This is a genomic window from Synergistaceae bacterium, assembly GCA_031267575.1.
In the GTDB taxonomy this organism is placed as follows: Bacteria; Synergistota; Synergistia; order Synergistales; family Aminobacteriaceae; genus JAIRYN01.
This window is the reverse complement of record JAIRYN010000009.1, coordinates 23229-49150: the sequence shown is the minus strand read 5'-3', so window position 1 is coordinate 49150 and position 25922 is coordinate 23229. Positions and strand designations below refer to the sequence as shown.

Here is a 25922-nt window from a genome sequence, read left to right as displayed (position 1 = left end):
TGGAAATTATGCAGATCAATCCTGAACTGCTCGAAAAAATCGTGACAGAGGTTCTGGCCGAAATGGAGGCGGGAGCCAGAGCGGGAGAAGTATCGTCCACGGTTTCCGCTTCTACAGTTGCCACTTCTTCGGTTGCCACTTCCACGGTTGCTGAGGAGCCTGCTGGACTCCTGCTCCAAGAAAAAGGAGCGGCCTCGCGCGGATCCGACCCGAAAGAGATCGTACTTGCTGTAACTCCCGCTTTCGGCACAACGTTCAAGACAACGATCGTGAAAATCCCCCACTCCGCGGTGTTGCGTCAGGTTTTTGCCGGGGCGGAGGAGGAAGGGCTCCACGTGCGTGCTATTCGCGTCTATCACACGGCCGATGTGGCGTTTATGGCCCATCACGCGGCCCGTATATCCGGCTCCGGTATAGGGATCGGCATTTTGTCGCGTGGAACCGCCGTCATTCACCAACGCGACCTGAACCCCCTCTCAAACCTGGAGCTGTTCCCTCAGTCTCCCGTCATCGACCTTCCGACGTTCCGCGCCATCGGTAAGAACGCCGCGAAGTACGCGAAGGGTGAGACTCCCACGCCTGTGCCCACGAAGAACGACCCCATGGCTCGCCCTCGTTATCAGGGGCTCGCGGCGCTACTGCACAACAAAGAGGCCGCTTTCCAGGAGCGCTCGAAAGCTCCGCAGGAACTGTCGGTTTCCTTTGAATAGGGGAGCTTTTTCTTTGGCTTTATAGTCAAAAAAATACTATGCGAAATATATCTACTCGTTATAAGTAGGTATTAGTACGCTGAAAGGATCGGATCGGACGAAGATGGCACAAACAAATGAAGAACTCATCGCGAGCGTTGTCCGACAAGTTTTGCGGGAGCTGAGTGGCGTGGCTCCTATAAACGCGGCTCCTATAAGCGCGGCCCCCGCAAGCAAAGCCCCCGCAAGCGCGGCGGCCGGCCCCGAAATCACCGCCCAAGACTATCCGCTGGGCATGAAGCGCAGAGATATCCTGAAAAGCCCGCGGGGAATCCCCTTCGACGAGCTGACCCTCGAAAACGTCGAGAGCGGGAAAGTCACCTTCGAGGACTTCAGCATATCGCCTGACGTTCTCCGAATGCAGGGGGACATTGCTGCGTCGGCCGGTCGCTCCCAGATCGCTCTCAACTTCGGGAGAGCCCGCGAAATGACGAAAATCCCCGACGCCAGAATTTTGGAAATGTACAACAGCCTTCGGCCTCACCGCTCGACGAAGGAAGAACTATTGGCGATGGCCGAGGAACTGCAGAGTCAATATGACGCCAGTGTCTGCTCGACCTTTGTCCGGGAGGCCGCTGATGTCTATCAGCGTCGGGGGTTGTTGAAAGGCGATCTGCCCACGGATTAAAATGGGTATAGTGGCTGGAATCGATATCGGCAACGCGACGACCGAAACGGCGCTCGCGCGCGTAGAGGGACGGAATATCACGTTCCTGGCTACCGGCATCAGCGATACCACGGGCATAAAAGGCACGCTTCAAAACGTCGCGGGCCTCCGTTCCTCTTTGGGCATGGCTCTGGAACGCGCCGGCTTCAGACGTGACGAATACAAGGCTGTCGACCTCATTCGCCTCAACCGCGCGGCTCCGGTTATCGGCGACGTGGCGATGGAGACCGTTACGGAAACCATCGTTACGGAATCCACTATGATTGGACATAATCCGTCAACGCCCGGCGGAATCGGGCTCGGCATAGGCGTGTCCACGCCCTTCGAGGATCTGTGGCAAACGGCGGAGGGCGAGTCCGTCATTCCCGTCATCGCGGCTAAGTTTGACTATGAAATTGCCGCCGCCGGCATAGCCGAGGCGATGAAGCGAGGTGTGAACGTCGCGGCCGCTATTTGCCAGTCCGACGACGGAGTCCTCATCGTGAATCGCCTGCCTCGCGTCATCCCGGTCGTGGATGAAGTCAGCGCCATCGAGCGGGTGCCCCTCGGTATGAGATGCTGCGTCGAGGTGGCGCCTCCGGGGCGTGTCGTGTCGCTGCTCTCGAATCCTTATGATATCGCCTCGCTTTTCGCGCTTTCGCCCGAGGAGACAAAGCAGATTGTACCGGTGGCGCGGGCCCTGGTGGGTAATCGTTCCGCCGTTGTCATTCGCACTCCCCTGGGCGAGGTTCGTGAGCGCCGCATACCGGCTGGAGAGCTATACATCATTGGTCCCCAGGGGAAACGCACGGTAAACGCCGAGGACGGGGCCGACGCGGTTCAAAATACGGTCACGGACTGCCGCCCCGTCGAAAACATCTTTGGGCAGCCCGGAACAAACGTTGGCGGTATGATGGAACGTGTGCGCCGCACGATGTCGGATTTGACGAACATTCCCATAGGCGAAATCTACATTCAGGATCTTTTGGCAGTGGACACTCTGGTTCCGCAGAAGGTGGTCGGCGGTGTCGCTGGGGAGTTTTCCCTGGAATCTGGGGTGGCTCTGGCAGTGATGGTGAAGACCGAGGAGCTGCCCATGCGGCGGCTCGCCTTGGCCGTCTCCGAGGAATTTGGGGTGACGGTCGAGGTGGGAGGCATCGAAGCCGACATGGCTATCCGGGGTGCGTTGACGACACCGGGCACAAAGCCTCCTGTGGCGATTTTGGACCTGGGCGCCGGCAGCTCCGACGCCTCGTTCATGAAAACCGACGGTTCCGTGACTTTGACGCACCTTGCGGGCGCGGGGAACATGGTCAACACGATCATTGCCAGCGAACTCGGCATAGAGGACATGGACCTGGCGGAGGCGATCAAACGCTATCCACTTTGCAAAGCCGAAAGCGCTTTTCACATCCGGCAAGAGGATGGTACGGTCCGCTTTTTCGACAAGCCCCTTGACCCAAACGTCTTTGGGCGCGTCGCTCTGTTGCATGAGAACGACATGCTCCAACCTCTGAACTTACCTCGCGTCAGCGTCGAAGGGGTCCGCGCGGCTCGGCGCAAGGCAAAGCGCGAGGTCTTCGTCAAAAACGCTCTGCGAGCGTTATCGCAGGTGGCCCCCGGCAACAACATACGCCTTGTTGATTACGTCGTTCTAGTCGGAGGCTCGGCGAAGGATTTCGAGGTACCGACCATGATAACAGACACGCTTTCCCGTTATGGGATCGTGGCGGGACGCGGCAACATTCGCTCGACGGAGGGACCAAGAAACGCCGTTGCCACGGGGCTTGTGCTCTCGTCGATGGAGGAGCTATGAGCGCCTGGTTTGGGCGTGTTGGCGCGGGCAAAGACGCGCTTCCGGACAACAAACCCTCCGTCTGGTTGGTGACGGACGCCTCCTTCAAGGAGAGCGACGCGAAAGCCGTAGGCGCCGGGTGCGAGGAGGAAGGTGTGCCTCTTGCTTGGTTTACCCAAAACGCTAAAAACGTGGGCTCCGGATCGTCCTCGGAGCTGGCCCGCGTGGCGTGTCTTCGATCACGCTTAGAGACCGGCATAGGGATATGCCCGGAGCGCAAGGGAGCGATTGCTCTGTTTTCCGTGGCTGATGCGCCTTATCTGGAACGGGACGTCAACACGCCCTCGCGGCTTCGCTGGCTCGGTCAGACGGCCGCCAGAATATCCAAAGGGGAGCCGATTATGTACGAAACGGAAGGGGTGGACGGACATGAGTGACGGCAAAGCTCTTGGCTTTATAGAGACCGTTGGGCTCGCGGCCGCCATTGCCGCCGCGGACGCGGCTCTCAAGGCCGCGAACGTAAAGCTCATAGGGCGGGAGAACTCGAAAGGTCGAGGCTGTATCACCGTAAAGATACGCGGAGAAGTGGGCGCGGTCAAGGCCGCGATAGACGCGGCCAAAGCGGCAGCGGGTGGCGTATCAAGGATCTGGGCGACGGACATCATCCCGCGCCCGGCAGAGGGTATGGGCAACATTATGGCCTGGAACAAAGAAACGATTCTCGCCTATCTAAAAACTGAAGAAAACGAAGATGTGGAGCCAGTTGCTCCAAGTGAATCAAATGTTCTAAGTGAATCAAGTGATTCAAATGCTCCAAGTGATTCAAATGCTCCAAGTGATCCAAATGATTCAAATGCTCTAAGTGAATCAAGTGAATCAAATGTTCTAAGTGAATCAAGTGAATCAAATGTTCTAAGTGAATCAAGTGATTCAAGTGATTCAAATGCTCCAAGTGATCCAAATGCTCTAAGTGAATCAAGTGATTCAAATGATCAGCTTACGTCAAGATATTCAAGTGAACCAAATAGTTCAAATGATCTAGGTGAAGCAAGTAGTTCAAGTGAACTAAGTGATTCAAGTGAAGCAAGCGAAGCAAGTGATTCAAATAATCTAAGTGAACCAACTGATCCAACCGAACATGAAACACAGCAGACGGAGAATAAGCCCAAGCCGGGCAAACGTGGAAAGAATACAAAAAAACACGGATAACCAGGGGGATGTCCCCTGGCCCCCAGGGAGGTGAGCGAGCAACGTGAGCGGAGAACAGAATGTGAATAACCCGCCGAAGGCTAACGGGTCCAGGGCCTATGGTCCTGGTTTGTTGGAGCCACTCGAAGCGTCGCTGGGGGCGACTTCTGCCCTTACGGAGTGGAAGAGCTTATATTTGGGCTTCGACCTCGGCACAACCAACACGGTCCTGGTCGCCCTGAACGAAAAGGGTGAGCCCGTGGGAGCCGCTATGGAAGAGTCGGGGGAATCCGTCGCGGATGGGGTTGTCGTCGATTACCTTTCCGCGGTGGCTACGATGCAACGTTGCCTGGAGCGCCTGGAACGTCGGTTCGGACGCTCGTTGAACGGCAATGGCCCGCAAGGCAGCATAGGCGCCGCGGCGTACCCGCCCGGCATTTCCGAAAGAACGGCCAAAGTTTGCGCTAACGTCGTGGAGACTCTGGGATTTCCCTGTGAGGGCCTTTACGAGGAGCCGACGGCAGCGGCAGACGCTCTGGGTTTCACCGACGGGGCCATTGTCGATATAGGAGGCGGCACAACGGGTATCTCAATTCTTCAAGGTGGCAAGGTCGTTTACTCCGCCGACGAGCCGACGGGGGGAACTCACATGACGCTCGTTCTTGCCGGCGCGCTGAAAATTCCTTTCGATGAGGCCGAAAAACTGAAACGGAATATCGCGCGCAACCCCAACCTTGTCCCCTTGCTTCGACCTACCCTCGAAAAGATGGGTACCATCGCGCGAAAACATCTTGAAATAAGCGGCTTTTATGGGAAGGTCTCCATCATTACCGTGGGTGGCGGAGCGGCGTTGCCGGGAGCCGAAGAGGTTTTGTCCGCGGCGGTGGGCTCAGAGGTGAAGTTGTGCCCTCATCCATTGATGGTGACTCCCGCGGGCATCGCCACTCGCCTCTGGAACGAAAAGGGAAACGAAAGAAAAGGAAACGAAAAAAATGGAACCGGAGAAAATTAAGGCTCTGGCGTCACTGGTCATAGAAAGACTGAACGAGAAAAGAGTCGGCTTTCTGTGGCCCGCCGCCCCTGTTTTTTTAGAACGCCAACAGGGCTTCAGGTGGGTCCATTACTGCCATGAGGCTTTCGTGCCCACGCTCCCCACGCCTTGGGGACAGACCGTGTCACTTCTCGAAGAACTGGGAGAATCGGAGGGGGAGGGACGAACGTTGAACATGCTCGTCGTTCCCTCTGGAAACGCGGGGATACTGTGCGAGGTAGCCTCTGGAATGACCGTCTCTTTGGAGTCGTTCCTGATCGAGGGAGCATTGGAGGCTTCCATCCCCGTCCTCTTCGATGCCTCTCCATTCAACGCCTGGCTTCGCTTCTCGTCGTCCAAACGGGCGCGGGCGTGTGATCGCGTTCTAGAATCCCTCTCCCAGCGAGGAATGAAGTTTATGGGTCTATCAAAAATAACAACAACAACATCAACATCAGAAATATCAACATCAGAAATATCAATAATATCACAAATATCAAAAATACCGGAGGTCCCGGCGGTTACGGTGTCCGGCGGCTGGTTCTCTTGGGTGGAGATAGCGCCTTTCGCGCGGGAGTCCATGAGACGTGGCTCCGTGATTCGCCTTGCCAAAGGAGCGAGACTAACGCCTGAGGCATTCGATAGACTTACTCAACTGAAAATTCGCGTCGAGGAAGTCTTTTAATCATGGCGCTTTTGCACAAGTGTATTTATTCTCCGTCGGCTTCGACGAGAAGGCTCCTGACACGGCGGATTCTCGTGGGACGCGCCGCGGCGGAGGAAGAAACGCTGAAGTCCGCGAGCTGGGGCGCGGTGTTGCTCGTCCAAGGGACGCTCGCTGAAATGTGCTACGCCGCCGACGTGGGAGCGAAAACCAGCCCTGTGACGGTGATGGAGGTCGTCGGTAATTGCCCGCAGCACATCGTCACGATGGCGTTCATCGGCGCCGTCGCGGACGTGAAACAGGTCTTGACGGCGCTGTTAAACGAGGGGGTGGTCGCGTGAAGCTGGGCAAAGTCGTAGGCTCGGTCGTCGCCGTACCAAAACATGAGCGACTGACGGGGCATAAGCTCCTCATCGTCCAACAGCTCAAACCAAGCCCAGACGGTTCGCTGATCCCGTTCGCGGGAAGCGGAGAGTTCACTATCGCTGTGGATCTCGTGGGGGTCGGCGTGGGAGAGTTCGTCTTGTATTCGTCCGGTTCGTCCGCGCGTAACGCGTCCTCGGAGGATCGCGATTCTCCGGTGGACGAGGCGATCATCGGTATCATTGATCAAACCGACGTGAATGGAAAAGAGATCCTGGTGAACAGAGACGTGAACAGAAAAGAGATCCTCGTGAACAGAAAAGAGGTCCTCTAACGTGGGTAGGGTCTACACCAGAACTGGCGACGGAGGCGAGACACGCCTGGGAAACAACACGAAAGTTCCCAAAGACGCGCGGCGGGTCGCTCTTTACGGCACGATAGACGAAGCAAACAGCGCTCTGGGTTTGGCGCGCGCCCTCGCCCCCGTCGCTGTGGCTCCGGCCATTCATGAGCTTCAGGCTGATATGACGCGTCTGATGGGCAGAATCTCCCTGTACAACCTGAAAGGGCCGCTCCTCACCGCCTCGGACATCGAAAAGCGCATCGAGACGACGCGCCAAATCGTGCCGATGCCTGATACTTTCGTCACGCCGGGCGAAAGCCGAGCAGGGGGCGCCCTACATTTGGCTCGCGCCACCCTGAGAAGAGCAGAGCGAGAAGCCGTTGCGCTCCGACGCGAAGAAAAACTGGATGCGGAAGAACTCAAAGTCATCAATCGATTGTCGGACTATGTTTTTGCTCTGGCGGAATGGGCGGATTACGAGGAAAAGATCGAGCGAATCACCCACCTCGTGTCCGAAGCGCTGGAAAAAAAAGCGATAAAAGAGGCAATAATAAAAGAGGGAACAATAAAGGAGGCAACGATAGACATGGACATGAGACTTGAAGTGGCGGAGCGTCTTCTACGCGCGATGCGGGAAAAGGCGGAGCAGGGGGGAGTGCCCATGGCGATGGCTGTTTGCGATTCGCGAGGAGAACTGGTGCTCTTCGCGCGTCAGGAGGGTGTTTTGCCCGTCAGCGTTGGGCTGGCTCAAAAGAAAGCCTTCACAGCGACTCAACTTAGGCTGCCGACGGCAGAACTCGCAGAGGTAACGCGACCGGGGGCGATGCTCTGGGGCCTTCAGTCGGATCCAAACCTGGTGGTCTTCGGTGGAGGAATCCCTCTTTTCTCTGGATCTGACTCAGGCAGACGTGTGGTGGGCGCGGTGGGCGTGAGCGGCGGAACCGTGGACGAGGACGTGACCGTAGCGGAAGCCGCCCTAACCGCTTGGGTAAATCGGTAAAAAAGGGATTCATAAGGGCCCAAGGCCCTTATGCGAGGTTTGGGGCAGAGCCCCAAGACAGTTTGATCTTACATATATATATTGCGAGGTGAGCGCGTTGGTCGATGGGAGCACACGAGAAACGCTCGTCAGAGATGTGACGCAAAAAGTAATGGCTCTCTTGAATCAACTAGAACCGGGCGAATCGAAAGAGCTTGGAACAAACGGTTACGAGTCCGTAGATGACGCGCTGGAGGCCGCTACCGAGGCTCAACGCGCGTGGCAGTGGGATTTTTTACTAGAGGAGCGCATCCGAATCATTAATGAAATGCGCAAAGAATTGTTGGACGCAAAGACGATCAAGGAACTTTCTATCATGGCTCTCGAAGAAACAGGCATGGGGCGCGTGGATGACAAGATCCTCAAAAAACGCCTCGCTCTGGAAAAGACGCCGGGGCCGGAGTTTTTCCGCGTAAACGCCATCACCGGCGATCATGGGCTGGCCCTGGAAGAGCTGTCGCCCTTCGGCGTCATAGCCGCCATCACTCCCTCCACCAACCCCGTCGCGTCCGTCTTCAACAACACGATCTGTATGATCGCCGGTGGCAACGGCGTCGTTTTCGCGCCTCACCCAACCGCAGCGCGTTCGACCCTCCACACGGTGAACCTCGTGGCCCGTTCCCTCGAAAGACTCGGAGCGCCGCGAGGCTTGGTCGTCACCCTGACGGAGCCCAGCATGAATAATCTCGAAAAATTAATACGCCATCCCAAAATCAGAATGGTCGTGGCCACAGGCGGACCAGGCGTCGTAAACGCGGCGCTGGCGTCGGGAAAACCCGCCGTCGGCGCGGGACCCGGCAATCCTCCCGTTTTGGTGGACGAGACCGCCGATCTGAGAAAAGCCGCCCTGGACGTCATCATGGGCTGTTCCTTCGACAACAACCTCACCTGCATCGCGGAGAAGGAGCTTTTTGTAGTCAACTGCGTGGCCGATGAACTGAAAAAACACATGCTCGAAAGCGGTCTGGCCTTCGAGCTGAAGAACCCGCGGGATATCGATAAACTGCTGTCCCTGGTCATCAAAAACGGCAACCCCTCAAGAGCGATGGTGGGAAAAAGCCCCCAGTATATCCTCTCGCAAATAGGTATGAAGATACCGGCGAACGCGCGGATCATTCTTGTGGAAACACCGGAGAAACACCCGTTCGTCCAGGAGGAATTGTTGATGCCGATACTGCCTATGACGCGTGTCGCCGACTTCGAGGAGGGCTTGGCCGCTTCTCTGCGAGCCGAGCACGGTTTCAGACACTCGGCCGTTATTCACAGCACGAATATCCATCACATGAGCGTTATGGCTCGCATGATGGAAACGACGATTTTCACGAAAAACGCGCCGTCTTTCGCCTCGATCGGCTATGGAGGGGATTGTCCCACCGCGTTCACAATCGCGACCACGACCGGTCAGGGACCCACGACCCCTTTGTCCTTCTGCCGGGTGAGGCGCTGCGTACTGGCTGGTTCGTTCCGAATTGTATAGCGCGTCTGCAGATACGCTCGTGACCAGCCTGCTCGATAGAGTAAGAGACGCCGGAGTCGTCGGCGCGGGAGGCGCGGGGTTTCCGACGCACATCAAACTTGACTGCAAGGTGGAGGTCCTGCTCGTCAACGCCGCAGAGTGCGAGCCCCTGCTGGCGACGGATAAATACCTGCTAAACACCCATCCCGACGAGATCGTCGAGGCCGCGTCCGCCGTGGCGAAGCATGTCTCGGCAAACAAAATCCACATCGCGATCAAGGCCGTGAACGAGAAGGAGATTGCCAGTGTCCGAGGCGCCATTGCTCATCTGGGCTCCAGTGTCGAAATTTTCCCTTTGGACAATTACTACCCGGCGGGAGACGAGCAGATGATCGTGTACGACGTTACGGGCCGCGTGGTTCCTCCGTCGGGCATTCCTCTGGATGTAGGGGTCGTCGTCTCCAATTCCTCCACGATGTGGAATATCTATCACGCCCTGAGCGGTCGTCCGGTTACGCACAAATTCTTGACGGTAGCGGGAGAGGTCGCGCGTCCGACGGTGTTGAAAGTACCGGTGGGCACGTCGTTTTCCGAATGTCTGAACGCCTGTGGAGGCAGCGGGCTCGCGCGTTTTAAGATCATCGACGGCGGCCCCATGATGGGAACCGTCCTAAACGACTCAGAAATAAACTCAGAAATAAACCCGGGAAGAAATTCAGAAAGAAATTCAGCAATAAACTCAAAGTGTGTGACGAAGACCACGTCGGGCATTATCGTGATCCCCGCCTCGGGTAACTTTGACGCCTGCACACACGATACGGCAACGCGAAAGATGTTGAACAGGGCCAAGTCAGCCTGCGTTCAGTGCTCGTTCTGCACAGAACTATGCCCGCGACACCTCATAGGGCACCCTCTGAGGCCGCATAGAATCATGCGTTGCATGGCCGCGATGGACTTCGCCGCCGAAAACCCGGTGTTGGAGAGCCCGGCGCTGGAAACGCTTAAAGAAGCTCTGATATGCAGCGAGTGCGGGGTATGCGAGACGTTCGCCTGCCCAATGGGGCTTTCTCCGAGACAGGTCAATAAGTACGTGAAAAAGTTGCTGGCAGGCGTTCGCCACGCGAAAAACGCGAATGAAAAAAAACATGAAGCGCCGCTCGTTCCTGACGAGATGAGAAAGCACAGAAAAATAGCGCCACCCAAGATCATGGCGAGAATGGGACTTCAGAGCCTTTATGAAAAAAAAGCGGAGGGTTTCGTTGAGCTTTCGCCTGATCGCGTGCGGATACCCGTGAAACAACATATCGGCGCTCCGGCTCGCCCCCTCGTGAACGTCGGTGACCGGGTGTCGCTGGGCCAGCTTATAGCGGAGGCGGATGGGCGCGTCAGCGCTAATGTCCATGCCTCCATCGACGGCGTCGTCGTGGAGGTCGGAAGTGTTATTGAAATAACGAAACGAGGCGCGTAATGAACACTATCGGATTCATGGAGCTTTCCAGCATCGCCCGCGGCATAGAAGTAGCGGATTCCATGCTGAAAGCCGCCAGCGTCAATCTCATGTCCGCGAAGGCCTCGTGTCCTGGGAAATACTACATCCTTATTAATGGGCAGATCGCCAACGTCGAGAAATCGATCCAGACCGGGGTTGCCCAAGGCGCTGGATTTGTTGTGTCATCCTTGGTGCTCCCCAAAATTCACCCTAAGGTGATCTTGGCCGTCAATATGGCGGGCATTCCAGATAAAATAGAGGCCATCGGCGTAATGGAGTTTTTTTCCGTAACATCGTCGTTGATTGCGGCGGACGCGGCGGTGAAAGCCGCTCCGGTGGAGCTCGTCGATATCCGGCTCGGCACAGGCATAGGCGGCAAAAGTTTTGTTGTTCTTTCCGGCGACGTCTCGTCGGTGCGAAGCGCGGTGGACGCGGCGGCGGCGATTCGCGCGGACGAGGGGATGCTGGTCAATAAGACGGTTATCGCCAGGCCGGACAAGAAACTCCTGTCCAGCCTATTTTAGAATAATTAACGTAATTTCTTTCGAAAAATCAATTATAGAAAGAAGGTGAAACCTGCTGCTGTAAAATTCGCGAACCTATACAAACAGCGTATCAAAGTCCAGAAAGCCTACTACAGACTTAAAAGAAAAATCTGGACTATTACACTTTTGTGTAGGTTTTCAGTAGCAGGCGGATTTCATGCCGCTAGACTCCGCTAGGTTGCGCGAGGCCGTAAAAAGAGCCGTCGATAAATACATGGGCAGTCCTTACGTGAAAGTAGGGGTGTCGAACAGGCACGTACACGTTTCGCAGGAGGATTTGGACACGCTCTTTGGAAAGGGCCACGCGCTCACGCCGATAAAAAACCTCTTGCCCGGTCAATACGCCTGCGACGAGACGGTGACGATAAGGGGCTGCAAGGGCCGCTTGGAGCGCGCGCGTATTCTGGGACCGGTCAGGAAGGAGACGCAGGTGGAAATATCGTTGACGGACTCTTTTACCCTTGGGGAGATTGTCCCCGTCAACGAATCCGGCAACCTGACCGGGGCAGCCTCCGTCGTGATCGAGAACCCAGAAAACGGCGTGTGGATAGAGCGGGCTTGCGCCATCGCGGCGCTCCGCCACGTGCACCTTTCTTTGGGATTCGCGGCAAAATACGGGCTACGGGATAAACAAACCGTGTCGTTGATCTTTGAAGGACGGCGGCCTTTGAGGTTTGGGGGAGTGTTGCTGCGGGTATCGAGCGAGTTCACAGACGAAATTCACATCGACACGGACGAAGCGAACGCTGGAGGAATCGTCAACGGAGATTGGGGTAAAATCATCGTGTGATCGTGTGAAGAAATATGGAGTCGGGGCTCGCGGAGCCCGAGACTTCAAACATAGGGGGGGTACTCGATGGTGACTCAACGTATGGTATTGAATGAAATGTCGTATTTTGGCGGAGGGGCTGTTTCCGTTCTTCCAGACGAGATCAAAGCCAGAGGATTCAAAAAAGTTCTTTTCGTGACCGATAAGGATCTGATCAAGGCCAAGGTCGCGACGAAAGTCGAGGATATCTTGAAGGGCGCGGGTATTGCCTATGAAATTTTCGACGATATCAAACAAAACCCCACGGTCGAGAATGTCCAGGCCGGAGTGAAGGCGTACAAAGAAGCCGCGGCGGATTGCCTGGTGGCGGTGGGTGGTGGTTCACCCATGGACACGGCCAAAGCCATCGGGATCATCATCAACAATCCAGAGTATGGTGACGTGCTTTCCCTGGAGGGCGTCGCCCCCACAAAGAAGAAAAGCGTACCGATCATCGCGATTCCGACGACAGCAGGCACGGCGTCCGAGGTCACGATCAACTACGTCATCACCGACGTGGCCAAGCGTCGAAAGTTCGTTTGCGTCGATCCTCACGACATCCCGATTCTCTCCATCGTGGACTCGGAGCTGATGGCTTCCATGCCCAAAGGCTTGAAGGCGGCCACCGGAATGGACGCCCTCACTCACGCTATAGAGGGATACATCACCCAAGGAGCCTGGGAACTTTCCGACATGGTGGAACTCAAGGCGATTCAGCTCATTGCGGCCAATCTCCGAGCTTCCGTCCTCGACAACAATCCCAAGGCGGCCGAACAAATGGCCCTAGGGCAGTATGTCGCCGGGATGGGGTATTCAAACGTGGGACTTGGCGCGGTTCACGGCATGGGACACCCACTGGGGGGATTTTACGACATTCCCCACGGCGTTGCCAACGCGCTCCTGCTTCCCTATGTGATGGCTTTCAACGCGCCCGCCTGCGGTGAAAAGTTCCGGGAGATCGGACGCGCTATAAACGTGCTCGGAATCGACGAGATGTCCCTGGAGGAGGCGCGGGAGGCTACCGTCGCGGCCGTGCGTCAGCTCTCACTCGATGTGGGTGTGCCGGAGAAGCTGCGTGAGCTGGGAGTGAAGGAGGAAGACCTTCCCGCGCTGGCCGCCGCCGCGTTCCAGGACGTCTGCACCCCTGGCAACCCACGGAGCGTCACGGAGGCTGACTTGCTCGCTCTCTATAAAGAAGCGTTTTAATTTCGATCATTAATCATAATCAATTATGATTAATCATGATAAATGACTATTAATAATGATAAATCGATACTAATCATGATTAAATTATTATTAGTCATAATTAATCGCTATCAATCGTGATCGATTATTATTAATTATGATTAATTGTTATCAATCACCATCAATTCTTATTAATTATGATCAATCACTATTAATTATTATAAGGAGGGGAAATTATGATTAAGGTTTTAGCGAGTCCTAGCCGCTATATTCAGGGACCTGGAGCTATCGAGCAACTGGGGGATTATTTTGAAAAGCTCGGAAAGAAAGCGCTCATTCTCATCACCAAATCAGGCATCGGGCGGGTGGGTGGAGATATCGAAAAGGGATTGAAGGCGAAATCCCTTGAATACGCGTTCATCGAGTTCAATGGAGAGTGCAGCCGGAATGAAGTTGACCGCGTCAAGGCGGCCGCCACCGAGAATAAAGCCGACGTCATCGTGGGTGTTGGAGGAGGAAAACTGCTTGACACGGCGAAAGCGACTGGTTTTTACTCGAAGCTGCCCGTGGTGATCGTTCCCACGATAGCCGCGACGGACGCCCCGTGTAGCGCCCTGTCTGTTCTGTATACTCCGGAGGGGGTTTTCGAGTCCTACTTGTTCCTGCCCGCGAACCCTAACGTGATTTTGGTGGACTCGGATATCATTGCCAAGGCTCCGGCGCGGCTGTTGGTGTCCGGCATGGGCGACGCGCTGGCCACATATTTCGAGGCCAAGTCCGCCGCGCAAAAAGAAGCGGACAACTGCGTGGGGGGTAAAGCGTCCATGGCGGCTCTGGCTCTTGCCAAGCTGTGCCTCGACACGCTCTTCAAACAGGGCTTGAAGGCGAAGCTCGCCGTCGAGGCAGGCGCGAGAACTACAGCGCTGGAGAACATCATCGAGGCCAATACGCTTCTTTCGGGACTCGGCTTCGAGAGCGGCGGGTTGGCTGGAGCCCACGCCATTCACAACGGCCTAACCGCCATTCACGAGACCCATGCCTATTATCACGGTGAGAAAGTCGCGTTCGGCACACTCACTCAGCTTGTTCTGGAAGACTATCCCGAAAGCGAGATCGAGGCCGTCGTCCGCTTCTGCGTTTCGGTGGGACTCCCCGTGACCCTGGCGGATCTGGGCATCCAGACCATCGATCACGAGAAACTGAAGGAAGCGGCAAAACTCGCCTGCGCTCCCAGTGACACCATGGGCAATCTCACCGTCACGGTGACGCCCGAAGAGGTTTATTACGGTCTGTTAGCGGCTGACGCCCTGGGCAAAAAATTCAAGCCGAAAGCGTAATAAATCCTAAGAAAGCATAATAAATTCCTAAGGAATAATAAGTAATAATGAGAAAGCATCAAAGAGCATAAGGAAACGTGAGGAAACATAAGGGATAATAAGAAAGCGTAAGAGAGCGTAGACTGGAGAATCAGCAATAAAAATTTCTATGATAAAGGGACTTCTACAGTCTAGTCTATAGAAGTCCCTTGTAGATTTCGGGCACTCGGTCGTCGAAGACGGTCAAGAACTTGCGGAACTCAGACGCTCTGGAGGTTTCGATAACGGTGAAGGCAGCCTCTTCTTCTTTGCCGGCCTTGAAGAGAAGCTCTCCGTAGGGGTCAATGACGGCGGATTCCCCACCGAAAGCGGTTCCGTCGGAGGTTCCTGCGCGGTTGCAGGCGACGACGAACATTTGATTCTCGATGGCGCGAGCCCTTAGAAGCGCGTTCCAATGCGACGCGCGGGCAGCCGGCCACTGCGACGCGACGAAGAGAACCTCTACGCCCTTCAGCGCGTATCCTCTCAGCCACTCACAGAAGCGGATGTCGTAACAGGTCACGTTGCCGGCTTTCACCCCTGTTCCGCCTATCCCGTCGGACGTGTGGAGTTCAAATAGTGACGGCTCGCGCCCCGCGATAAAATATTTGTCCTCTTCCATCAGTCGGATAAGGTGGGCCTTGTCATAGTTTCGCGCCAGCTTTCCGTCGGGTGAGATAACTTGTCCACGGTTAGCGTAACCGCTCGTGCCTGACGGCGTTTTGACCGACGCTAGAACGCTGCCTCCTGTGAACCACACACCGTAACGCTTGGCAAGGCTCCCTAAAAACTCCGCCGTCTCACAGCCTTCCGCGTCAGCTAGTTCAGCCGCCTTGTCAAGGCGGTATCCGGTCGTCCACAGTTCAGGGACGACGATGGCCGTTGGCAGATCTGAGGGGACATAACGCGTCTCCATCCAGTGTTCGACCTTGTGTCTGTTGGCCGCCACATCACCGATTGTGACGTCGATTTGAAAAATTCCCACACGAAGTTTCATGCTGAACCGGTCCTTTCTGGTCTGAATTAAAATCTCTATTCTAAATTTAAATCTCTATATTTGAATCTCTACTTAAATCTCTATTCAATCTATCTCTATTTAATTATCTCTATTTAATCTCTATTTAAATCCCTAGCTTCGATCCGGCAGAACGGTGACCGTGTAGCCGAATTTGATGGCGCGGTTCAGCGCCGGGTCGAAAAGGCTCATCCGAAATTCCCCGGCGTGGGCAATGGTGTGAACAATCTCCGTGACGCTACCGCCGATAGCCTCCAGCGTTCCGCTGAAAAGCGAAATTTTGCCCGTAAAAGGAGCGTCTTCACGCGCCAGTTCTTCCAAGCGTTCAGGGAGCGGCAGGTCTCCCAGAGTTCCCTTCTGGTAGACGCGGTAGCCTTGTCCATCGGGGATTTTTCCGGGGATTTCCGAAGATATTTCGATTTTGTCCCAGTGTTCACGGATATCCGAGACCTTCCAGAAGACGGGAGCCACGATCTTGCCACACACCTGTTTGGCCTTCGAGACGGAGACGGTTTCTAAGGCACGATCCGTGTGGTCGCTAGCTAGTGTGACGAAGAGGTCTCCTCCCTCGTCACGGGCCATGAAAAACTCGACCCCGCCCGATGTCGCTTCTCCGACGACAGAGAGGTGTCTCAGTGAGAACACCCTTTCAGGCTCGATCCAGTACATGGTCGGCACGGCGTTAGCGTAACCGATGGCGACGCACAAATCCCAGGTCAAATAGACACGCTCCGCCCGTCCATCGGAGCGTAAAACTGTCGCTTCATATTTCACGCGAATCCGATCCTTTCAAATATATTATAAAAATATATTATAATAAATCTATTAATATCTATTAATATCTACTATGCGCGTTCCCACGTCACGTCTTTTACTTTAAACCTTTTACTTTAATTCACTACTAACAAAAGCGTTGTGGCAAACGAGGCCGCAAGAGCGCAGGATACCACGCCGCAAAGGGTCATGGCGATGCCCTGCCGTTCTCCGTCCGCCGCGATCAGACCGGGGATGACCCAACCGATCCAGAGTGAAGGATCGGGCATGAAAAACGTTACCCCCGTTTTCGCGATCAAGGCAAGGAGCATAGCAACTCCCATGCGTTCCTTTCCGTACAGGCCCAGCCCATGCGACACAAACGACAGAGGGGCGACTAGAATGACACTCAAAACGAGGATGAAAGCCGCCCTGCCAGGGTTCGAGGCATACAAAGCCAACAACCCCGGAGTAATCACGCCACCGCAACTCCAGCCCGTTCGCCGGCTCCAGAAAAGCCCAGCCAAGATCCCCAACCCCACCGTTATGGGGTTCATGCTTATGGGATTCATGCTTATGAAAAAACCTACTACTGAAAACCTACACAAAAGTGTAATCGTCCAGATTTTTCCTTCTTTATTCTTCCCTCTTTCGCCAAAGCTACTCAAGTTTGTTCGGAAGTCCAAAGGCTTAAATTCCCGTGTAGCCCACGGTACATAGCTTTACACTACTTTATAGTGTTTACAATGCTTTAGGTTCATAGCTGCGTTCAAATCACGGTCTATTTTTAACCTGCATTCTTGGCAGATATAGACACGATTGCCGAGCTTCAAATCCTTGCTTCAAATCCTTCTTTAAACCCCACTTTATAGCCCCACAATTCGAGCACATCTTCGATGAGGGAAAAAAGATAAGGGAAAAAAGATAAGGGAAAAAATTGGTTAGCAGCTCGAAGCTCTATGTTGTGCCTCTTGCATTTCTCAGACAGCTTTGTTTGAAAACAGTAAAAATTCTGTTCCGCTATAGCCTTTGGGAGATGCTTATTTTTCATCATTCCAAGAATATTGTGATATAAGCTGGCTTGGTCATAACCAGCGCACAGACTATTTTGTTGATATAGTCTTTTCTTACACAATCAAGTCTGTAGTAGGCTTTCTGGACTTTGATACGCTGTTTGTCTAGGTTCGCAAATTTTACAGTAGCAGGTTTCACCTTCTTTCTATAATTAATTTTTCAAAAAAATTTACGTTACTCTCGTTTAAGCCTGCGTTTTAATTTCTTAACTCTGGACGCTTTGTTTATATTGCTAAAAACCTGATGGTTAGAAATGGCAGCTGTTTCTTTAATACCTAATTACCACCTATTCCATGTCCCACTTCTGTAGAGTTTTTACTTTGACGCTAAGAAATTCTGTCGCTTACCTCGAACTATATATCTTATCCATGAACTATATATCTTATCCATAACGTTATATTACATCTTATATCCTAATTAGTAAAACTAGAAGCGATTTCCTTTAAAAACTCCAAGGGCCACCCGGCCACGTTGCCGCAGGCGAAAACACGGCCCCGCCCCCCGCGCCACGCCCTGAAAGATGCGGGGTCATCGATGGCGTCGTTCCAGATTGGATTGCGGAGCGTTGGGTTACAGAACATCGAGCCACGGAACATCGAGTCGCGGCGCAAAAGGGAAAATAAAGGGGAAAATAAAGGGGAAAATATCCGAGGTTGCCGCGCCCGCGTAAAAACCACATCTCGCCACGGACATTCCCGGATCCACGACAGAAACTCTCCGAGACGGGCGCCCCGGTCGGGCCGGTGGTGGTAGAGAAGCGTGGTTTCCTCGAAACTCCAGCCGGTCTCGGCAAAAAGGTTTCGAGTACTTTCTAAGTCGTTGGCGGAGAAGGCCACAGCCAGCTCGTCGTCCTGTCCCACGTCCTGTCTTTCTCTCTGTCTCTGTCTCTGTCCCTCTCGCAGAATACGGAAATCCGCCAGATCGGGCGGCAGCGACGCCATAGCCGCCATAGCCTCGGAGCGTAAAGTTGATATCTGCGGGGCATCCACGCCGCAGAGAGAATAGGCCAGTTCAGCGAGAGCTAAATTTTCCTTCTTATGGCCGGTTTCCTCGGCTTTGCCCGGTCGAGTGACAATGTCGGGGACAATGTCGGGGACAAGATAGAGGGGATTACCGTTTTCCTCGAAAAGCCGCGGCAGGGGAGAACGCGCCAGTTCTGCTCCTCCCGCCACCGGAACGCCGGGAGGAACTCCTCGGAAGAGGGTCCGCGCCGCGCCCTCTCGTCCGGGTCCCCACGCCTCCACGTGGTCGGCTCGCAGAGTTGTCCAGACCACCAGAGTCGGGTGTATCAGGTCCGAGGCAAAAGACTGGAGTTCCGGAGCGACGGCGCTGTTCTCGACAACGAGGGCGTTCGCGTCCGCCGGAACCTGAGATAGCCACCAACGCGTTTCCCGGATATGGGCAGGGGATCTGCGCCGAATGACGCGCTCTCCCAAAGGCGAAAGCTCCCTAGGCACGACACCGGTGATGCGGGCATAGACGGACAACCCGCAGGCCGAGAATCCTTGACGCAAAAGGCGGGTCAAAGCGCTTTTTCCCCTCGATCCCGTCACAACCACACGAATGGGAATTTTTTCTAGGTGGCAAAGTTCTCGCGCCGCACTTAATTTTTTTCCCAGATTCAGCTTTCCCATGTCCAGCGTTTGTGGCTGGCCAAGACGAGAACGAAGAGCGTCAGTCCTGCCAGGGCCGCGAGAAAGGTGTTGCCCGTGAAAAAAGGCCGCCGGGTTTCAAAATCAATTCCCACCTTCTGGGAAAGGGAGCGCAGGTTCAGCAAATGCAATACAGGGATCCCCAGTCTCAGGCTCAGGGCAATCACGCCATCCCCTGCGGCCGCGGCGTCTTCTTGAAAGAGCAGCCCGTTACGAAGGGTGACAACGATTTCGTCGAGTCCCAAACTGGACAGGTTGCCTCCTACGCTGACCACTAGTCGCGCCGCTGATTCTCCGATCACGCGCGAAGAATTTGGAGCGATTTCTGGAGCAATCAGGGCCATCTTGCGGTCAATAATATCGGAGATTTGCCCGGAGCGAAAAAGTTCTACGCCATCTTCCCTTGCCGCGCGTTTTAGGGCCTCGATGCCCTCTGGAAACATGCCGTCCCCGTTTTCGCCGTTCCCACCCAAGGTGTAAAAGAGAGGTCTTGTCCTCAGCAGGTCGTGAGCGCGTAAAACACGCGCCAGCAAAGGCCAGGGAGCTTCGGAGCGGTTAGCGCCCCAGGCGGAGGCTCCTAGGGATACCGTCAGGTCGATGGCGAGCCCTCGGAATTCGGCCGCCGCCAGCATGGAGTAAAGCATCCCTGGGAAGGAGGCGGATGAGGTCACCACGACGCGGTCTCCCGCTTTCAGCCCAAGTCGGTCGAACCAGCGAAGGAATTGGACGGCCCAAAGGGGATCGCAGGCGTTCCGTTTCGCCTCCAGGAAACCCAAGGTGGTGGTGGTCTCGCTCCAGTCTAGCCCTATAAACCCCGTCTTGTCGAGGTCGTTGACGGGGTCCGTCCAGCCACGTTTTTCCATTTCGGACCAGAGGATATTTTGGGCCTCTCGTACTCTGGCATAAAGGCGCGACTCCTCGGACGACAGAGGCGAATACACCCGCGACAGCGCCACCATTGCCAGAGTCAAAAGCACCAGCCTTAAGGGAGAAGACCTATCGAACACGATCTTGCGCGCGGCTTTTGCCTCTTTCAGGTTGACAACGGTTTCATCGAATGTATGCTCTTGGCTTACTGTGCCGACTTTTGGGTAATCCGCAACATGCCATTCGTTTTCTCTGTATACGATGGCTGAGTGTCCCAAATCCATGCGCCAATCCGATCCTTTCAGCGTACTAATACCTACTTATAACGAATAGATACATTTCGCATAGTATCTTTTTGACTATAAAGCCAAAGAAAAAGCTGAATCTCGCAAAACTCACGGGAGTAAGCGTGTATTCTCAAATCTCTAATTGCGCGAACAAATTTTCGAGCGATGCCCTTCGGGTTTTTAGCGCTTCTGGCTTGGCGATGCTGACCATGAAGCCATTGCTCAGATGACCTTGTTCTTCTCGATCACTTCCTGCGATCCGGCCTTCGGCCCGGCCGCTTCGCTTTTTCGGCTTATGGCCGGGCTGAATGACTTCACATGACATTGCCTGGCACTGGGCAAAACGTCTCTGAGATAACCCAGCACTTTCACACATTTCTTTTATTCTCGATAAAGCCACTGTCATCCCGTTACCGTTCTGCCAAACCTATGCGAACATGAATAAATCTGATCAAATATGATCAGGAGCAAGTTTACTGTTGGCTTCCTGCTTCACCAAGGCCAGTTTCACCATCATCTCGCGACGACAGCCAGAGCTTTCCTCTCCACAGGCTGACACCAGGCTGACACCATGGAACTCACGGCGTAATTTCTTAATTTGACTGCGGCGTTTACGTCAGCATCATGACGTGCGCCACATTGCGGACACGTCCATTCCCGAACCGATAGCGGCAACTCTCCTAGTTTTTGTCCGTAGCACGAGCATATCTTGCTACTTGGAAAGATTGGTTGGAAAGATTGGAAAGAAACGATCCGCCACCACGATCTGACCTCCATGCACTGACCTCCATGCACTGACCTCCATGCACTGACCTCCATACACTGATCTCCATACACTGATCTCCATACATATTCACTTTGTATTCCACTTGACGCCGAAATTCGGAAAAACTCATGTCAGCGATGGAACGCGAAAGTCGGCGATTACGCATCATTCCTTTTCATTCCTTTTCATTCCTTTCATATTCCTTTCACATTCAAGTTCTCGATTCCGATGACATTGAACCGCTGTATGAGGATTCCACAGCCGCTTTCACGTTCTCAATAAGCTTCTGGTTCTTTCGTGAGCGTGAGCCATAAAGCCTCGCCGAGAACACGGTGATAATCTCCAGTACATCTTTAGCAAGATCTTCTTCGAAGCTCGTATCTTCACCTTGATTCAAGATTACGACTTCCACCTCTTTGGCCTCGCAGATGGCGAATACTAATTCAACACCAAAACGCAAGAGCCGATCTTTGTGCGTAATGACTATTCGACCGATCTGACCTTCAAGAATGGATTCCAGCAAGCGCTTTAAGCCTTTTTTGTGGTAATTCATACCTAAACCGATGTCGGATATGACTTCAAACGTCCACCCCTGACGAGCGCAGTACAGTTCCAGTACCTGCTTTTGCCGTTCCAAATCATCTTTCTGATCATGGCTGGAAACACGAGCATAAGCAATCGTCTTACGATACTCATGAGACTGCACCCGTACCAACGAAGGAACAATCTTGGCGAGATCATAGCGCCGATGGCCGCCTACTGTGTGTTCTGCCTCGATTCGCCCGATTTTTTCCCAACGCCGTAGCGTTGTGATCGAAACCCCTAATATTTCAGATGCTTCACCTATGCTTAATAATCTATTCATAATTACATATATTAACATAGATTTAATTATATTTCTATCGTACTCTTCACGCCCCCGTAATCAAAGACGTAATCAAAGAAGGGGCTCACATGAGCCCCCCTCAGCCTATTCTTCGTTATCCCGCGTAGAATCTACGCTCCCAACAGGCGTTTCCATTTTGTGCCGTGAGGCGTGTCCTCCAGAGCAATGCCACGAACCAACAACGCGTCCCGAATTTCGTCGGAGCGAGCGAAATTTTTGGTTTTACGGGCGATGTTACGCTCTTCTATCAGGACTTCGATCTCCTGAACCTCGTCGTCGGAGCCGTTCTCTTCGTCGATTCCCATCACGCCCAGAATGCCGTCCAACTTGCGCAGTTCTTCTTCCGCCGCATCAAAAAAGGCAATGGGAAGATTATCCCGCTTGAGCCAGGTATTCACCAGCTTCACGATCTCGAAAAAGACCCCCACCGCCGCAGCGGTGTTGAAGTCGTCGTTCATGGCTTCGTAAAAACGCCCGTCCAAAGCCTTTAATTCTTTGAAAAAAGCCGTCACATCCAGCTCTCCCTCTTTACAAACCTCTTTACAAACCTCTTTTTCACGATCCTCTTTAGTGTGTAGCAGATCGGCCCAGCAGTTGCGCAGACGGGCGACGCCTCCTGCCGCCTGTTCTAGCCCGTCAGGAGCGAAGTTGATCGGTGAGCGATAGTGGGCGCTTAACATGAAAAGGCGGATCGCCAGAGGAGGGTATTTCTCCCTCGCGGCTCGCGCGGTCATGAAGTTGCCCAGGGATTTCGACATCTTCTCCTTGTCGATCAGAAGAAAGCCGTTGTGCAGCCAGTAATTCACGAAGGGCTTGCCCGTGGCGGCTTCCGCTTGAGCCACCTCGTTTTCGTGGTGGGGAAAGGTCAGGTCCACGCCGCCTGAGTGGATGTCAATGGTTTCGCCCAAATACTTGGTGGACATGACGCTGCACTCGATGTGCCAGCCAGGGCGCCCTTTGCCCCAGGGGCTTTCCCAAGAGGGCTCTCCGGGCTTCGCGGCCTTCCACAGGGCAAAGTCCAGAGGATCGCGCTTGGATTCCCCCACCTCCACCCGAGCGCCCGCTTCCAGTTCATCCAGGCTCTGCTTGGAAAGTTTGCCATAGGGAGCGTAGCTCTTCACGTCGAAATAAACGTCACCGTCCCCTGTAGAGGTTTTAACCTCGTAGGCATGTCCCTTGTCGATGATCTTTCCGATGACCTGAACGATCTCCGACATATGATCCGTGGCTCGGGGAGCCACGGTTGCCCTGTGGATCCCCAGGACGTCAGCGTCTTGGTAGTACTCCGCGATGAATCGCTGCGCCAATTGCGCCACCGTGATGTTTTCCTCGTTAGCGCGTTTGATCATCTTGTCGTCAATGTCCGTAAAATTTTGGACGAACGTCACCTCGTATCCCACATGCTCCAGATAGCGCCGCAAGACGTCGAACACGATAAAGGGTCGCGCATTGCCGATGTGAAAATAATCGTATACCGTCGGACCGCAACTGTAGAAGGACACGTGCCCCTCCCGAACAGGAAGGAATTTTTCTTTTTCTCTCGTCAAATCGTTGTATAGAGTCAGACTCAAAATAATGCACCGATCCTTTCAGCGTACTAATACCTACTTATAACGAGTAGATACATTTCGTATAGTCTTTCTTTTAGTCTTTCTTTGACTATAAAACCAAAAAACAATAACCGCGCAAGCTTTTGTCAAACAATCTTAACACTTTCTATTCAGTATTTTCTTTAGGTATTTCTCTGCTGAGTCTTCGTTTATAAAACACTTGAATTGCGCGGCGGCTTGTATTAGTCTAAGACTTGTTCATTGACTTGCTCATTGTAAACGCGCGTGACTTTGACAGACGGAGGTCTTGAATTTACAGTGGAACGTTATCCTGTGGTCGCGATCATCGGTCCTACAGCCGTTGGCAAGACGGCCTTGAGCCTAGAATTGGCGGCGCTTCTGAACGCCGAGATCATCTCGGTGGACTCTCGCCAGGTCTACCGTTACATGGACGTTGGAACGGACAAGGTGTCTTTGTCGGAACGCCGAGCCATTCTCCACCACGCTATTGACGTGGTAGACCCGGATCAGGTTTTTACCGTGGCCTCTTTCGTGGTTCTGGCTCAGGACGCCGTTTTGCGGATACGGAGCCGGGGTCGAACGCCTCTTTTCGTGGGAGGCACGCCCTTTTACTACCATGCCCTCTTCAACGGCACCTTAAACGACGGCCTGCCCAGCGATCACCAAACCCGACTTCGCTTCGAGGACGTGGCGACGGCCGAGGGACCGGAGGCGCTTCACCGAATGTTGGAAAAGATCGACGCGCTCACGGCCGCTAGGTTGCACCCCAACGACGTGAGGCGCGTATCCCGCGCGTTGGAGATTCACGCGCTCACCGGAATAGCTCCTTCGCAGCTCTATGCCCAAGGAGAAAAGGCTCGCTCGAATATGGACGCCCTTTACATTGGGCTCATCCGTCCGCGGGCGGATCTGTACGAGAACATCGCGTCCAGGGTTCGACGGCAATTCGCGTCGGGTTACCCCGAGGAGGTCGAATGGCTGCTGGAGCATGGCTTCGACGAGCGATTTCCCTCCATGCAGGGGTTCGGTTACAGAGAACTGACCGCCCGGCATCGGGGAACCATGACGCTGGAGGAGGCTCTGGAAGGGGACATTCGGAGAACGAAGGCATTTTGTCGCCGGCAAATGACATGGTTCGGAAAATTTATGTCGCCCCTGTGGTATGATACGTCTGTATCGAGTATTCGCGAATTGCTTACAAGCGCCTTCGAGGCGGCGAAAAAACATCTGGAAGGTTGCGCATAATATCTGAATAAGCTATGATACATTGATATTCATACCTGATAAACTATATTAGCACATAAATATTTAATAAGTAGATATTTAATAAACTGTAAGTAGATAATTCAATCAACTAAAAGAATCGGGTGTCGCGCGACGGAAATTATCATGGCTGATCGGTTGGGCTTCTGCTTCGGTGTGAAACAAGCAGTTGACGATATTGTAAAAGCCTTGAAAAACGTAGAGGCCTCAAAAAACATAGAGGGCTCAAAAAATGTGGAAGGCTCGAAAGATAAGGATAGGATCTGCTCCAAGGGGGTCTGGTCTATTGGGATGCCGATCCACAACTCTCAGGAAGTAGCCCGCCTCCAGGCAATGGGATTGAGGGTGGCGCGGGACGCGTCGGAGATCCCCGACGGGGCGAATGTTCTGATCCGCGCCCACGGTGAGGCAAGAAGTGTGTTGGAGACCCTCCGCGCCAGGGGAACCCAGGTGATTGACACGACGTGTCCTTTTGTGCGAAGAGCACAAAAACGCGCTGGTGAGCTATCTTCTCAGGGCTATCATATTGTGTTGCTGGGAGATGTGTCGCACCCGGAAATTCGGTCAATTATGGGCCATGTGAACGGCGCGGTTGACGTTGTGGCGAGCGTAGCGGAGGTGGAAAAATTGCCGCGGCTCCAGCGAGTCGCCCTGGTTTCTCAGACCACCCAGCGGGAGGACCTTTTGGCGATGATAGCCGAGACTCTGGTCTTGAAGACGGAAGAGCTTTGTGTGTGCAATACGATCTGCAAAGCGACGGTGGAACGTCAAGACGCGGTGCGCCGCTTAGCGGGCCGCGTGGACGGGATGATATTGGTGGGGAGCAAAGAAAGCGCCAACACCACGAAGTTGCGGGATATAGCGGGAATAAATGGGATGGCCGTTCTTTGGATAGAGAGCGCGGGCGAGCTTGACAAGTTTGATAATATGGGCGAGATGGCGAGGAGGTGGTTCGAGGGACGGCAACGAATTGGCATAGCTGCTGGGGCAAGCACGCCTGAGTGGCTTATTACGGAAGTTTGTAATAAAATTGCGAGAATGTAGGCAGTCAAGGGGGCTAAGGTGGCAATGGAACAGGTTATGGAGAACGAAACAGGAACCCAAGAAGTCGAGGCTCAGGAAACACAAGAAAT

At 54.0% G+C, this 25922-nt stretch carries 27 protein-coding genes and 1 pseudogene; 18 read left to right on the top strand and 10 right to left on the bottom strand.

Features of this window, described 5'->3' with window-relative positions; translation table 11 throughout:
- The first annotated feature begins 8 nt into the window (after positions 1-8).
- The 16 genes and pseudogenes from LBJ36_01430 (at position 9) to LBJ36_01355 (ending at position 14637) form a co-directional block, all read left to right on the top strand.
- The gene (locus tag LBJ36_01430; GenBank protein MDR1377703.1) at positions 9-710 is read left to right on the top strand and encodes a propanediol/glycerol family dehydratase medium subunit; all 702 of its coding nucleotides are present in this window, start codon (positions 9-11) and stop codon (positions 708-710) included.
- A gap of 103 nt (positions 711-813) precedes the next feature.
- Complete coding sequence (locus LBJ36_01425; GenBank protein MDR1377702.1) at positions 814-1377, top strand: diol dehydratase small subunit; 564 nt, start codon at positions 814-816, stop codon at positions 1375-1377.
- A 1-nt stretch (position 1378) separates the two neighbouring features.
- Positions 1379-3211, top strand: coding sequence for a diol dehydratase reactivase subunit alpha (locus LBJ36_01420; protein ID MDR1377701.1), 1833 nt, complete (start codon positions 1379-1381; stop codon positions 3209-3211).
- Positions 3208-3627 carry a glycerol dehydratase reactivase beta/small subunit family protein gene (locus tag LBJ36_01415; protein MDR1377700.1) on the top strand — a complete coding sequence of 140 codons (420 nt, stop codon included), beginning with the start codon at positions 3208-3210 and terminating at the stop codon, positions 3625-3627. Before LBJ36_01420 ends, LBJ36_01415 begins: the two co-directional genes overlap by 4 nt.
- Positions 3620-3865, top strand: a pseudogene (locus LBJ36_01410) (BMC domain-containing protein). Before LBJ36_01415 ends, LBJ36_01410 begins: the two are co-directional and overlap by 8 nt.
- Positions 3866-4442: 577 nt before the next feature.
- Positions 4443-5390, top strand: a complete 948-nt coding sequence (eutJ, locus tag LBJ36_01405) for an ethanolamine utilization protein EutJ (protein MDR1377699.1) — start codon at positions 4443-4445, stop codon at positions 5388-5390.
- Positions 5371-6093: a hypothetical protein gene (locus LBJ36_01400; protein ID MDR1377698.1), complete on the top strand. Its 723-nt coding sequence runs from the start codon at positions 5371-5373 to the stop codon at positions 6091-6093. The genes eutJ and LBJ36_01400 overlap by 20 nt, the downstream gene beginning before the upstream one ends.
- Before the next feature lie 2 nt (positions 6094-6095).
- A complete protein-coding gene (locus LBJ36_01395) occupies positions 6096-6413 on the top strand; it encodes a microcompartment protein (GenBank protein ID MDR1377697.1) in 318 nt (105 codons plus the stop codon).
- The gene (locus LBJ36_01390; GenBank protein MDR1377696.1) at positions 6410-6769 is read left to right on the top strand and encodes a EutN/CcmL family microcompartment protein; all 360 of its coding nucleotides are present in this window, start codon (positions 6410-6412) and stop codon (positions 6767-6769) included. The genes LBJ36_01395 and LBJ36_01390 overlap by 4 nt, the downstream gene beginning before the upstream one ends.
- Position 6770: 1 nt before the next feature.
- Positions 6771-7778: a cob(I)yrinic acid a,c-diamide adenosyltransferase gene (locus LBJ36_01385; GenBank protein ID MDR1377695.1), complete on the top strand. Its 1008-nt coding sequence runs from the start codon at positions 6771-6773 to the stop codon at positions 7776-7778.
- A gap of 88 nt (positions 7779-7866) precedes the next feature.
- A complete protein-coding gene (locus tag LBJ36_01380) occupies positions 7867-9294 on the top strand; it encodes an aldehyde dehydrogenase EutE (GenBank protein ID MDR1377694.1) in 1428 nt (475 codons plus the stop codon).
- The gene (locus LBJ36_01375) at positions 9287-10741 is read left to right on the top strand and encodes an SLBB domain-containing protein (protein ID MDR1377693.1); all 1455 of its coding nucleotides are present in this window, start codon (positions 9287-9289) and stop codon (positions 10739-10741) included. The genes LBJ36_01380 and LBJ36_01375 overlap by 8 nt, the downstream gene beginning before the upstream one ends.
- Entirely contained in the window at positions 10741-11286 is a 546-nt protein-coding gene (locus LBJ36_01370) for a BMC domain-containing protein (protein ID MDR1377692.1), read from the top strand. The genes LBJ36_01375 and LBJ36_01370 overlap by 1 nt, the downstream gene beginning before the upstream one ends.
- 178 nt (positions 11287-11464) lie before the next feature.
- Positions 11465-12097, top strand: coding sequence for a phosphate propanoyltransferase (gene pduL / locus LBJ36_01365; GenBank protein MDR1377691.1), 633 nt, complete (start codon positions 11465-11467; stop codon positions 12095-12097).
- Between the two features lie 69 nt (positions 12098-12166).
- Positions 12167-13321: a lactaldehyde reductase gene (gene fucO, locus LBJ36_01360; protein ID MDR1377690.1), complete on the top strand. Its 1155-nt coding sequence runs from the start codon at positions 12167-12169 to the stop codon at positions 13319-13321.
- Between the two features lie 215 nt (positions 13322-13536).
- A complete protein-coding gene (locus LBJ36_01355) occupies positions 13537-14637 on the top strand; it encodes a glycerol dehydrogenase (GenBank protein ID MDR1377689.1) in 1101 nt (366 codons plus the stop codon).
- A 175-nt stretch (positions 14638-14812) separates the two neighbouring features.
- Here the strand turns inward: LBJ36_01355 and LBJ36_01350 are convergent, their stop codons facing one another.
- The 10 genes from LBJ36_01350 to cysS all read right to left on the bottom strand — a co-directional run bounded on the left by LBJ36_01350 (position 14813) and on the right by cysS (position 23526).
- Complete coding sequence (locus LBJ36_01350) at positions 14813-15652, bottom strand: carbon-nitrogen family hydrolase (GenBank protein MDR1377688.1); 840 nt, start codon at positions 15650-15652, stop codon at positions 14813-14815.
- Positions 15653-15784: 132 nt separating this feature from the next.
- Positions 15785-16444: a DUF2848 domain-containing protein gene (locus tag LBJ36_01345; protein MDR1377687.1), complete on the bottom strand. Its 660-nt coding sequence runs from the start codon at positions 16442-16444 to the stop codon at positions 15785-15787.
- 116 nt (positions 16445-16560) lie between these two features.
- Positions 16561-16995: a poly-gamma-glutamate biosynthesis protein PgsC/CapC gene (locus tag LBJ36_01340; GenBank protein MDR1377686.1), complete on the bottom strand. Its 435-nt coding sequence runs from the start codon at positions 16993-16995 to the stop codon at positions 16561-16563.
- Positions 16996-17145: 150 nt separating this feature from the next.
- Positions 17146-17256: a transposase gene (locus tag LBJ36_01335; GenBank protein MDR1377685.1), complete on the bottom strand. Its 111-nt coding sequence runs from the start codon at positions 17254-17256 to the stop codon at positions 17146-17148.
- A gap of 654 nt (positions 17257-17910) precedes the next feature.
- Positions 17911-19131 (bottom strand): hypothetical protein, encoded by a 1221-nt coding sequence (locus LBJ36_01330; protein ID MDR1377684.1) that lies wholly within the window; start codon positions 19129-19131, stop codon positions 17911-17913.
- Positions 19119-20300 (bottom strand): poly-gamma-glutamate system protein, encoded by a 1182-nt coding sequence (gene pgsW, locus LBJ36_01325; GenBank protein MDR1377683.1) that lies wholly within the window; start codon positions 20298-20300, stop codon positions 19119-19121. The genes LBJ36_01330 and pgsW overlap by 13 nt, the downstream gene beginning before the upstream one ends.
- Before the next feature lie 133 nt (positions 20301-20433).
- Positions 20434-20709, bottom strand: coding sequence for a hypothetical protein (locus tag LBJ36_01320; protein ID MDR1377682.1), 276 nt, complete (start codon positions 20707-20709; stop codon positions 20434-20436).
- A gap of 107 nt (positions 20710-20816) precedes the next feature.
- On the bottom strand, positions 20817-21080 hold the full coding sequence (locus LBJ36_01315; GenBank protein MDR1377681.1) for a transposase: 264 nt from the start codon (positions 21078-21080) through the stop codon (positions 20817-20819).
- Between the two features lie 200 nt (positions 21081-21280).
- Positions 21281-21934 (bottom strand): IS607 family transposase, encoded by a 654-nt coding sequence (locus LBJ36_01310; GenBank protein MDR1377680.1) that lies wholly within the window; start codon positions 21932-21934, stop codon positions 21281-21283.
- Positions 21935-22065: 131 nt separating this feature from the next.
- Positions 22066-23526, bottom strand: coding sequence for a cysteine--tRNA ligase (cysS, locus tag LBJ36_01305; GenBank protein MDR1377679.1), 1461 nt, complete (start codon positions 23524-23526; stop codon positions 22066-22068).
- Positions 23527-23823: 297 nt separating this feature from the next.
- On the opposite strand from cysS, the gene miaA reads away from it, so the two are divergent.
- Positions 23824-24771 carry a tRNA (adenosine(37)-N6)-dimethylallyltransferase MiaA gene (gene miaA, locus LBJ36_01300; protein MDR1377678.1) on the top strand — a complete coding sequence of 316 codons (948 nt, stop codon included), beginning with the start codon at positions 23824-23826 and terminating at the stop codon, positions 24769-24771.
- A gap of 144 nt (positions 24772-24915) precedes the next feature.
- Positions 24916-25833: a 4-hydroxy-3-methylbut-2-enyl diphosphate reductase gene (gene ispH / locus LBJ36_01295; protein ID MDR1377677.1), complete on the top strand. Its 918-nt coding sequence runs from the start codon at positions 24916-24918 to the stop codon at positions 25831-25833.
- Positions 25834-25922: the final 89 nt, after the last annotated feature.